This window comes from Rhizorhabdus histidinilytica (assembly GCF_900167915.1).
Lineage (GTDB): Bacteria > Pseudomonadota > Alphaproteobacteria > Sphingomonadales > Sphingomonadaceae > Rhizorhabdus > Rhizorhabdus histidinilytica.
Genome location: NZ_FUYM01000032.1, coordinates 1 through 9,334 on the forward strand (window position 1 = coordinate 1; position 9,334 = coordinate 9,334).

The following is a 9,334-nucleotide window of genomic DNA, read 5'->3' on the forward strand; positions in this document are numbered from 1 at the left end:
GCTACGCGCTACGAGAAAACTGCCTGCAGTTACACCGCCAACTGGCACCTCGTCGCGACAATCCTCGCCGCGAAGTGAATGTCCACAGGCCTTAGTCGAAAACGGCGCGGCGGCTTTGTCGCCTCGATCTGCCAGCAAGGCAGGCGGTGGCAGCTGCCACCGCCTGCGCCAATCATCCCGGCTTTCGGATCGCCAGCAAAACGGTGTTCACGTTGGTTCCGGCGTGGGCGAAAGAGCCGAGAGGAAGGTCGATCCATTTCCGACCATGGAAATAGATAGCGCTGCACCCCTCGATCATGCGGTGCAGGGCCTTATGGCGCTGATCCTCGCCATATTCGGCGCGGGCGCTCATGATCGCCACCAGCACGCCACCGGGTTTCAGGAAGGCGAGCGCGTGGCGCACATGGTCACAGTCTCGGCCGCGATCGAACGGCGGATTCATTATCACCGCGTCAAACGGTGTGAAGTGCTGCGGGTCCAGGGCGAGAAAGTCCCCCTCGATCGCATCCGCAAAACCATGCACGACGCGCAATTCGTGAGCGAAGCCGGGTTGCAGCTCGACGCACGTAACATCGGCGCCGGCATCGCGCGCGGCAGTCGCGAGCGCGGCCTTGCCTGCGCTTGGTTCTAGAACGCGCTGGCCTTGGCCGATCCTCGCATGTTCGATCACTTGCGCCGCGATCTCTGGCGAGGTCATGAACGCGCCGAAATTCTTGGCAGGCGTGACGTGATAGGCGGGGGCGGTTTCGGCCTCGGTCGTATCGTAGCTGTCGCCAATGGCTTCGCCGTAATACTCCGCGAGCAAGAGATTGACGCTCTGCAACATATCGTCGCGCTCGAACCAAATGTGCAGATTGCCATTCTTGAAGATTCGGACGCGGAAATAATCGCCCTGCAGAACGGTCGGCAGTGACGCGCGGTCACGCGCGGCCTGGCCGACAAGACTAGCGATGCTTGCCGCCTCGGCGACGGGGGGCTTGCCGTCCAGTTCGAGAAAAACGCGCTCCACGTCGCGCAGCGTGTCGCGGCGCTCGTAGCGCTCCCATGATCCCCATGTGTTTATCGCGCCTTCGATGATGAGCCGCGCGCCGATCTTGAAACCGTTGTGCGAACGAAAGCGGCGGTCCAGCTTGGCGAAGACATTGGCGATCCCGCGCAAATAGAGGTCGCGGCGATTTGTCCAGATATGGCCGAAAGTGGCGGTGCAATTGTCGGGCGTGAACGGAACGGGGGCATCGCGTAGCCCGTCATGAAATTCCTTTCGGGCCTGCTGGTCTAGCAGCTGGTCAAAGCCCAGCTGCTCCATGAGAGCGGTCCAGCATCGCCGGTCCATCGTTTCGGTTAGGACGCGCGCGAAATTGTCGCGTGCCTCGATAGTCTCGCGCGATCCCGTCTCCTTGTCGCGCCGCTCGATAGGCTGCGACTGGATGAAAGCGCGCGTCAATGTGTCCTCGGTCCAGTCCCGTCCACATGAGAGCGAAAGCGCGCCGCCAACGGTAAGCCGCGCCGCCTCATCGCGGGTCGAATGGTAGGTGTCATACAGGTTCAGCCAAAGGGTTATGGCCTTGTCCCGGCCCTCGCAAATGTCGGCGATCTGCGCGGGCGTCATAAGCTCTTGCCCCATGCTCACGCCTCCCCGGCAATGAGAGCGCCAAAGCCGAAGCCCTCGGCGGCGTCCTCGATGGTGGTCACGAGGCCGTCAAAATCTTCCTCCGGCCCTAGCAGCTCGGCAATCTCGATGACGGCGGGAAGGTCAGCGCCATGGTTCTCGGCAAGGTCTTTGATGTAGCCGAAGCGATCAAAGTTGCCCTCTTCCTCATAGCGCGCGAGCGAAATGGTGCGGGCGGCGTTGATCCGAAGGATCGTTGCCAGCGGAATGTCGGTCATGTGCTGTTCCCTGCCTAGAATGGAGCCGAAGGCGATGACGGGTCATCGACTTCTGCCCAGCGGCGAGCGGGGTCGGGGAATGGCGCAAATGAGGGCCGAGCATGGGGAGGGGGATCACCCGGCCTGCACGGAGCGTAGCGAAGGAAGGGCGGGGAAACCCCCATGGTCGCCAAGCGAGGCCGTTTGCGGCCGAGACGGTCCAGCCCTTGCGCCAGGGGGCCGGAACAGGCCCCTAGATCGAATGAATGACGCGGCGGCTCGTCCGCCTCAATACTGCATGTCGCTTGTGACATGCCAACAAACAGCACCGGAAGAATCCGAGTAATCGGATCCTCCGTCATTTAGTTGCCGGCGCGGTATCGCGTCACGTCCGCATGAGGCTTGCGCCGGCACTGGCTGCACCGGAGCCGCGCGATCAGCTCGTATATACGCGTATCGAAGGAAATGCGCCGGGAGCGGGCAAACTCGCCCAGGGGCACGGCGACATGCCGCCCGCAAGCGCAATGGATGCGCAGATAGCAGCTTTGCCGATACCAGATCGGATCAACGGGCTTGGGGCGGTTGTAGTTCGCGGCCATGCCGCGCTTATGCGCCAAAGAGAACAAGAGCGGAACATTCTCGCGATAGACCGCTTATTGGAACGGCAAGGATTTTGCGCTATATAGGGGATGGCTTCATTGACGGTCAGTCAATGCACCTACCTGAGCCCGCCATGCTGCGAACGTGGCGGGCTCAAACTTTCCGCCCCGCCAAGCGTTAGATAGATGGGCGGAGACCCTGCGAAGGCCCCCGCCCGCTGGGTCAGTCTTTACGCTGCCCCAGCTTTACAATCGCGATCACGAGCGCAACGGCTGCGATCGTCAATTGCATGGCTTCATATGTAGTCAATCAAATGCACCTCCTTTGAGCGGTAGGATTTGCGCCGGAGACTGCGAACCTCCGATGCCACCGCCCAAAGCTATGATACACAAAATCGCCGCGCGTGTGTGGCGACGGGCTTCACAATTTCGTGATGCCGGTGGCAGCTGCCACCGCCAACCCACGCCATCATTCCATGATTGCACCCTCGAAGCGCGCGATCAGCTGCTCGGCAAGGGAGTTGATTTCGGCGGGATCGGAGGTTTCGGTGCAATCGCTCCCCACAACAGCGTCAAACGAACCGCCGTTGAGTTGGACGACGCGGACAAGCCAAACATCGCGGCGAATTTCGCATTGATCGGGTAGCGGCCTTCCCATGATCTCGTGGAATGTCAGGTCAACCCATTGGCGAATGTCCGGATCGGATGCCGCGTCAGCAAAGTCGGCGCGGCCCGCCATGACGCTGTATCGTTCGCCCAGCATGAATTGACGATCGCGCGCGCGTCGATCCTGTTCGATCCGCTTCACGCGATCTTTCTCCGCGCGCTTCGCGGCCTGTTTCATCCGAACATCGTCGGCGCTGCTCGCCAGCGCCGCAATCATGTTGGGGACGCGCGCGGGCATGTAATGCCCCGCGCGCTCGGCCGCCTCGATCACGAATTGCAACTCGCTGATCTCAGTTGGGGACAGGGTAGCGCGAACCGCGCTCGCCGTGTTGCTGACTTTCATGGCTGCGGCTCCGGGTCCGCCTTGGCCTTGTAGGGCGCAAGGCCGATCCATGATCCGGTGCCGCCGCGGAACTGGCGCACAACGTCGCCGCCATCCCAATGGCCGGTGAAGATGCCCCGGCGGTTGATACCGCCAACGGGCCGCGTCCGCGCGGCTAGGAGGCGCGCGCGGCGGGTGTCTCTATCAAGGTGGCGCATGGGCTCCATGGTCGATCCTTCCTATTCGCTGGCGGTGTCGAGGGTGTTGCCGATCTCGTCGGCGTCGAAGTCCTCAAGGGCTGAAATCGCGTTCTCGAGTTCGGATATTGCGGCGTCCATCTTCTCCGCGCCTTCGCCGTCAGCAAGGCTCGGGGGAAGATTGTCGCGGGCGGACTGCTCGTCGTCCTTGACGGTTTCGAGCATTTCGCGCGCCTCATCAAAGAGGGCTTTGCCCTGATCGATCAGGGCGCGCGCTGCGGCGATCTGCTTGCGGCGCTCGCGGTTCATGCTGCCCCCCTCACGTCGCCGCGAACGATCTGGAAACCTGCGCGGTCCAGCTCGTCACAAAGAGCGCGCTTCCTTTCCTCGCGGGAGCCGCTGCTTGCGATGTAGCTGCACCGGCCCTGATGGAAGGCGAAGCCTGCGCGTTTCAGGCATCCGCGAAACCGCTGGTGGGTGCGTTCGCTCCAATCGAAGGTGCCCGCATAGTTGCGGAAGGCGGCGACGGCATAGACGGAACCGTAATTCTCATCACGCCAGTTCAATTCGATCTCCGGACGGGCTTTGCTCATGACTGCCTCCTTCAATATTCGTTGGCGAGAAGGATCGTGAGCACGCGCGTCGTGGCGTCGGGATTCCAAGGTTCGGCGCTGCCAAACTCTAGCTCGCGGTCGTAATAGTCGATCTTCCACATGACGGAGAGGGCGGGCCGCGTGTCGTCGTCGGTCCAGCGGGTATGCCATTGGCCGGTCACGTCGCGATAAAGGAAACCGGCGTCATGCTCGCCCCTCGGGTCATTGTCCGGGGTGAAATCCTCGAAGCTCTCGATCAGCTTGAAAATGTCGGTCTGCGCGCTGGCATCGAGCGCCCCGATTCCCTGCGTAACCACGGTGCGGCAAGTGACGCCCATGGTCCGCCGCGCAAGGTCGTTAAGCGCCGCGATGGTCGCGATCTGCTCGGGGGTAATCTCCATTCTTCCTCACTCCTTCAGGCGAAGCCGCTGCCTGCGGCCTGCGGCTCTGACCCGCTGGCGAAGCGCGGGATGGGGAGGGGGGAGCAAAATCGATGGGAGTGGTGCGGGCGGCGCGGCTAGGGAGGCCCGGCGCGCGTGAGCGTGCCGATCTGGCCGAACTTGGCGCGCAACCCGGTCCTGTCGATTATGCTTCGGGAACGAAAGGGCGGGTGCCCTTGGTGTTCCCCGGTGGCAGCTGCCACCACTGACGGGGCGCGGCCCTGGGCCGCTCGATCCTATGTGGCAGCTGACAAACTATCAGCGCGCGGCCCTCGGCCGCTCGATTGACTAGCGCTCGCGATCCTTCGGCTTGTCGGCCTTCTGCGTAGGGATTTTACCTTCGCGCAACGCGGAGACGACATTGGATTTCGCGCTCTCGGTGATCGCCGCCAGCTGCTCCTTGGACGCGCCCTTTCCAACGGCGTCGGCAACCCGCTTGTCGATGGCGATCTGAAAGGGGGCAAGCCGCGCGTCGTCGCGGTTCTGCTCGGGCGAATTTTTCTGGAACTGCTCGGCAAGGCGCAAGTCCACTTGGCTGACGCCGGGAGGCATGACCTGCATCCGGAGCGCGCGATCGGCGGCTTGAACGTCGCGCGGGCTCATCTTGTCCAGGAAGGATGCAGCGCCGGCACTGATCGCGCGAACCCGTTGAAGGGGGTCCATCCCCTCGGCCCAATTGACCTCGATCTGGTGATAGCGGCGCTGCTCGATAATTTGCACATGGTGGAGCGGTCCTTTCGGATCGCGAAAGAATGCCAGCTCTTGCGCGGAACGCTCGGCGAGCTGGCGCATGTCGCCGGAAGTCGCTGCGAGGCGGTTCAGCTGCTCATACTGCCGCGCGGCCACGGCCTGCGCGGTCGGCAAGTAGCGATTGATCTGCTCCTTGGCCTGCTCGATGCTCATGGCGCGGCGCTCGCCCGCTGGCATAAGAGAATCCATGGCGGGCGGCATGGCGATGCCCGCGGGGCCTCGCGCCGGTTCCCGGCGCGATTGCTCCTGCGGCATCGCGTCCCGAATGACCTTGGCGAGCGAGGCATGATTGCCGGTATGGAAGCTGTCTCGGCTCGCCTCCATCCAATCCATCGGCCCCATTGCCTGAATCGAAACGAACTTCTCTGCCGCGAGGGAGTGAAGCTGCAAATGCAGGCGCATTGTGCGGCCGTTCCCTTCGCGGAACGGGTGAATGGCGTTCAGCTCGGAGATATGGCGCGCCATCGTGTCGGCGAAGCGATCACGGTCCATGGATTTGAGAGTTTGAAGATCCGGCAGCTGGCGGAACTCATGGTCCATGCTGCGCGCGATGAAGTGCGCCCGCGCAAAGGTGCTGCCCGGCTTGCTAATGTCCACGGTGCGGAATCGGCCCGCCCACTCATAGACGTCTTGGAACATATGCTTGTGGATGGCGCCATACTCGCGCGCCGTCATCGCCGGCGCGGCGCGCTGTAACGTCAGCTCACCATGCCGGACGACCGAGAAGAAGGCTTCTCGTTCCGAAAGAGTCTTATCGTCGCGTAAACCCAGCTTGTTCCTAAGAACGGTGCTGTCTCGCCAGGTATATGGATCACCCACCTGTCATGCAGCAATCTTCTGCCGCGACAGAACATCGCGGTTGTATTCCTGCGCTAGATTGATCGCCACATCGACGGGGATTTCAGTTTCTACCAATAACAAACAAAAGGCATGGTCATCGGCAAGCAATTCCAGCCCTTCAATTTTGGCATTTGCGAGTGCTTCGCAATAGACGTCCATGACGACAGGAACGTCTTCCTTGCGCCGAGGCTTGAAGCCCATCGCCTTTATGCGATTCTGATAGGTGTTGATGATATTTTCCATTTTGCACCTGATAACGACCTAGGCTGCAATATAGTTACCATATCGGGATATGTATATAAACCACTTGGGCAGACCGCAAAAATCCTAGTTCAAAATTGGGACGCCGCGATAACGCGGCGTCCGCCCGTTTTTTTGGCGCGGGGGACCGTTTCAGCCCCCTTGATCCAGCATCATCGCCAAGAGGTAATCGGCGGCATTCTGCGCTTCGCGCGCGGCCTCGAAAATGGCTCGCTTATCGTTGCGGAGCGCGGTCAACCAGTGTTCAAGGTAAGCTGCATGGTCTTCCCGTTCCTCGACCTTGAAACCGACGATGGCGCCGATGAAACAGGCTCCCAGCTCCGCCACTAACTCGTCCCTCGCATAGTCCGCGCGGCTTGTTGAAATCAGCGTCTTGCGGTTCAGACGGCTTTCATGGCCTGCAAGATGCACTGCCTCATGAGCGAGCGTGGCATAATAATCATCGGCGGAATGAAACACCTTGAAGGGCGGCATCTGAATGTAGTCGTCGCGGGTGTGATAGAAGGCTTGCGATCCGCCAACGCGATGATCTGCCCCCCGCTGAGTGGCCCAGAGACTATGATAGTCTGGACCACGAAAGGGACGACGAATGCCGAGCAAGAAGCACAAGCCGGAAGAGATTATCGGCAAGCTGCGTGAAGTTGAGATTGTGCTGGCGCAGGGCGCCTCGACCGCTGAAGCGTGCCGGCGGATCGCGGTCAGCGAACAGACCTATTATCGCTGGCGCAAGGAATATGGCGGCCTGAAGACCGACCAGGCGCGGCGCATGAAGGATCTGGAGAAGGAGAATCTGCGGCTCAGGCGGGCGATCTCTGATCTGACGCTCGACAAGCTGATTTTGCAGGAGGCGGCGCGGGGAAACTTCTGAGCCCCGCGCGGCGACGGCGCTGCATCGAACATGTGCGACGAGAGCTTCCGGTGTCCGAGCGACGGATCTGCCGGGTGTTGGGTCAGCATCGATCGACGCAGCGCAAAGTGCCGCGCGGGGCGGATGACGAACCGGCGCTGACGGAGGATATCATCGCGTTGGCGAAGCAATATGGTCGCTACGGCTATCGTCGGGTGACGGCATTGCTCTGTCATGCGGGATGGACGGTGAACCACAAACGCGTTGAGCGGATATGGCGGCGCGAGGGGCTCAAGGTCCCGCAACGCCAGCCAAAGCGCGGGCGTCTATGGCTCAACGACGGATCGTGCATCCGCCTGCGGCCTGAGTATCCAGGGCATGTATGGGCTTACGACTTCGTCGAGGGGCGCACGCATGATGGCCGCAAGTTCCGCATCCTGACCATCATCGATGAGGCTAGCAGGGAATGCCTGGCGCTCATCGTGGCACGTCAGCTGCGGCATGAGGACGTCCTTGCCGCGCTGGCGGAGCTGTTCGTCACTCGCGGCCCGCCTGCACATATACGGTCGGACAATGGCGCCGAGTTTATCGCCAATGCCGTCCAGCAATGGCTCGGCCAGATCGGCGTGAAGACGCTATACATCGCGCCGGGATCACCATGGGAGAATGGGTATAATGAGAGCTTCAACGGGTCGCTGCGCGACGAACTGCTCAATGGCGAGATCTTCTACAGCCTCGCCGAGGCCAAGGTGCTGATCGAAGCCTGGCGGCGGCATTACAACACCATCCGCCCGCACAGCAGTCTGGGCTACCGACCACCGGCCCCGGAAACGGCATCACCGCCATATCCGGCCTCCGGTTCCGCTTCGCTCCACCTCCGCCCAGATATGGCGGCGGCGAGTTTAATCCACTAACAAACCAGCCGGTCCACTCGGTGGGGGCAGGTCAACGCGTCCAGCGCAGTTGACTCGGCCTGTCGCGACTATCTCACGCATCAGCGAAACTCTCGATTTTAGGCGGATTTACGCGCCTTGGCGCGCGGTGCCGACGCCAGTCCATGCCCGAGGTGAGTGCTGCCATCTGCGCCGCCGTGATCGAAAAACTGCCATCGACCGCCGGCGGCCAGGCGAACCCTTCGGCGGCCTCGGCGCGCTTGGTCATCAGCCAGATGCCGGTGCCGTCGAACCACAGAATCTTCAGCCTGTCCTTCCGCTTGGAACGAAAAATATAGGCGACCCCGCGCCACGGGTCCTGGTCCAGCTCATGTTGTATCTTGGCCACCAGCGTGTCGATGCCGCAGCGAAAGTCGATCGGCTTGGTGTAGATCAGTACCTTGGCGTCGCTGCCCGGCCCGATCATAGCGCCCTCTGCAGCGCTGCGATCACCGCGGCAACCAGCGTCGCGCTCGCGCCATGGGCGATCATCACCGGCACGCCGTGGACCTCCATCGCGACCTGGACCAGAGTATCGGGCATCAGCCGGACGCCGGCTGCCTCCGGCTCGAGCAGCATCGCCGGCACCGACGCCGGCTCGATCACCGCCGGCAGGAACATCGGCCCGTCTTCGCGCGCCTTGGCTTCCGCTGTCTCGCGCAGCTCGCGGCGCCAGCCATATATCTGGGCCGGAAGGACGTCGAAGCACGACGCCACCTCCGCCATGCTGCACGTCGGATCGAGCGACAGCTCGACCACTGCGCGCTTCTCTTCCAGCGTCCAGCGCCGCCGGCGCCCGTTCTCCAGCCCGCCACTGCCGTCGATCTCCTGCTCCACAGACACCCCGCCGAATCAAATGATGCGATATGCGCGGCACACTCAGAGCTCATGGCCACTTCCGCCACGTGGGTCTGGGATGACGGATACGATCTACAAGATCGAGGCAACGCTCAGGGGCAAGTCGCCCGAACGGCGGTTCGAAGGCCGGCAGCTGATGCTGAAGCCGCTGTTCGACGACCTG

At 62.1% G+C, this 9,334-nt stretch carries 14 protein-coding genes; 1 reads left to right on the forward strand and 13 read right to left on the reverse strand.

Annotated elements, in window-relative coordinates; translation table 11 throughout:
- Positions 1-172: 172 nt before the first annotated feature.
- The 11 genes from B5X82_RS25625 to B5X82_RS25675 form a co-directional block, all read right to left on the reverse strand.
- Positions 173-1,624, reverse strand: coding sequence for a DUF4942 domain-containing protein (locus B5X82_RS25625; RefSeq protein ID WP_223811159.1), 1,452 nt, complete (start codon positions 1,622-1,624; stop codon positions 173-175).
- A 2-nt stretch (positions 1,625-1,626) separates the two neighbouring features.
- The gene (locus tag B5X82_RS25630) at positions 1,627-1,887 is read right to left on the reverse strand and encodes a hypothetical protein (RefSeq protein ID WP_020820235.1); all 261 of its coding nucleotides are present in this window, start codon (positions 1,885-1,887) and stop codon (positions 1,627-1,629) included.
- Between the two features lie 341 nt (positions 1,888-2,228).
- The gene (locus tag B5X82_RS25635) at positions 2,229-2,465 is read right to left on the reverse strand and encodes a hypothetical protein (RefSeq protein WP_020820234.1); all 237 of its coding nucleotides are present in this window, start codon (positions 2,463-2,465) and stop codon (positions 2,229-2,231) included.
- 469 nt (positions 2,466-2,934) lie between these two features.
- Positions 2,935-3,474 carry a hypothetical protein gene (locus tag B5X82_RS25640; RefSeq protein WP_020820233.1) on the reverse strand — a complete coding sequence of 180 codons (540 nt, stop codon included), beginning with the start codon at positions 3,472-3,474 and terminating at the stop codon, positions 2,935-2,937.
- On the reverse strand, positions 3,471-3,671 hold the full coding sequence (locus B5X82_RS25645) for a hypothetical protein (protein WP_235862805.1): 201 nt from the start codon (positions 3,669-3,671) through the stop codon (positions 3,471-3,473). Before B5X82_RS25645 ends, B5X82_RS25640 begins: the two co-directional genes overlap by 4 nt.
- A gap of 21 nt (positions 3,672-3,692) precedes the next feature.
- A complete protein-coding gene (locus B5X82_RS25650; RefSeq protein WP_020820231.1) occupies positions 3,693-3,959 on the reverse strand; it encodes a hypothetical protein in 267 nt (88 codons plus the stop codon).
- Complete coding sequence (locus B5X82_RS25655) at positions 3,956-4,243, reverse strand: hypothetical protein (protein ID WP_020820230.1); 288 nt, start codon at positions 4,241-4,243, stop codon at positions 3,956-3,958. Before B5X82_RS25655 ends, B5X82_RS25650 begins: the two co-directional genes overlap by 4 nt.
- A gap of 11 nt (positions 4,244-4,254) precedes the next feature.
- The gene (locus tag B5X82_RS25660; RefSeq protein ID WP_020820229.1) at positions 4,255-4,644 is read right to left on the reverse strand and encodes a DUF3768 domain-containing protein; all 390 of its coding nucleotides are present in this window, start codon (positions 4,642-4,644) and stop codon (positions 4,255-4,257) included.
- 327 nt (positions 4,645-4,971) lie between these two features.
- Entirely contained in the window at positions 4,972-6,252 is a 1,281-nt protein-coding gene (locus tag B5X82_RS25665; protein WP_025160929.1) for a Fic/DOC family protein, read from the reverse strand.
- Between the two features lie 3 nt (positions 6,253-6,255).
- Positions 6,256-6,516, reverse strand: coding sequence for a hypothetical protein (locus B5X82_RS25670; protein WP_020820227.1), 261 nt, complete (start codon positions 6,514-6,516; stop codon positions 6,256-6,258).
- 150 nt (positions 6,517-6,666) lie between these two features.
- Positions 6,667-7,164: a zincin-like metallopeptidase domain-containing protein gene (locus B5X82_RS25675; protein ID WP_328588210.1), complete on the reverse strand. Its 498-nt coding sequence runs from the start codon at positions 7,162-7,164 to the stop codon at positions 6,667-6,669.
- On the opposite strand from B5X82_RS25675, the gene B5X82_RS25680 reads away from it, so the two are divergent.
- A protein-coding gene (locus B5X82_RS25680) for an IS3 family transposase (RefSeq protein ID WP_139385176.1) occupies positions 7,124-8,295 on the forward strand; the annotation gives its coding sequence in 2 pieces (ribosomal slippage) (positions 7,124-7,388 and positions 7,388-8,295; 1,173 coding nt in all). The genes B5X82_RS25675 and B5X82_RS25680 overlap by 41 nt on opposite strands.
- 73 nt (positions 8,296-8,368) lie before the next feature.
- Here the strand turns inward: B5X82_RS25680 and tnpB are convergent.
- Complete coding sequence (tnpB, locus tag B5X82_RS25685) at positions 8,369-8,740, reverse strand: IS66 family insertion sequence element accessory protein TnpB (RefSeq protein ID WP_020820224.1); 372 nt, start codon at positions 8,738-8,740, stop codon at positions 8,369-8,371.
- On the reverse strand, positions 8,737-9,156 hold the full coding sequence (gene tnpA, locus B5X82_RS25690; protein WP_079640078.1) for an IS66-like element accessory protein TnpA: 420 nt from the start codon (positions 9,154-9,156) through the stop codon (positions 8,737-8,739). The genes tnpB and tnpA overlap by 4 nt, the downstream gene beginning before the upstream one ends.
- Between the last annotated feature and the right edge of the window lie 178 nt (positions 9,157-9,334).

What these genes read in the sequence shown, in the direction of transcription:
- B5X82_RS25645 (WP_235862805.1), bottom strand. Translation starts at nt 3,671, where the DNA reads ATGCGCCACCTTGATAGAGACACCCGCCGCGCGCGCCTCCTAGCCGCG.
- B5X82_RS25635 (WP_020820234.1), bottom strand. Translation starts at nt 2,465, where the DNA reads ATGGCCGCGAACTACAACCGCCCCAAGCCCGTTGATCCGATCTGGTAT.
- B5X82_RS25655 (WP_020820230.1), bottom strand. Translation starts at nt 4,243, where the DNA reads ATGAGCAAAGCCCGTCCGGAGATCGAATTGAACTGGCGTGATGAGAAT.
- B5X82_RS25640 (WP_020820233.1), bottom strand. Translation starts at nt 3,474, where the DNA reads ATGAAAGTCAGCAACACGGCGAGCGCGGTTCGCGCTACCCTGTCCCCA.
- B5X82_RS25670 (WP_020820227.1), bottom strand. Translation starts at nt 6,516, where the DNA reads ATGGAAAATATCATCAACACCTATCAGAATCGCATAAAGGCGATGGGC.
- tnpB (WP_020820224.1), bottom strand. Translation starts at nt 8,740, where the DNA reads ATGATCGGGCCGGGCAGCGACGCCAAGGTACTGATCTACACCAAGCCG.
- B5X82_RS25625 (WP_223811159.1), bottom strand. Translation starts at nt 1,624, where the DNA reads ATGGGGCAAGAGCTTATGACGCCCGCGCAGATCGCCGACATTTGCGAG.
- B5X82_RS25630 (WP_020820235.1), bottom strand. Translation starts at nt 1,887, where the DNA reads ATGACCGACATTCCGCTGGCAACGATCCTTCGGATCAACGCCGCCCGC.
- B5X82_RS25650 (WP_020820231.1), bottom strand. Translation starts at nt 3,959, where the DNA reads ATGAACCGCGAGCGCCGCAAGCAGATCGCCGCAGCGCGCGCCCTGATC.
- B5X82_RS25660 (WP_020820229.1), bottom strand. Translation starts at nt 4,644, where the DNA reads ATGGAGATTACCCCCGAGCAGATCGCGACCATCGCGGCGCTTAACGAC.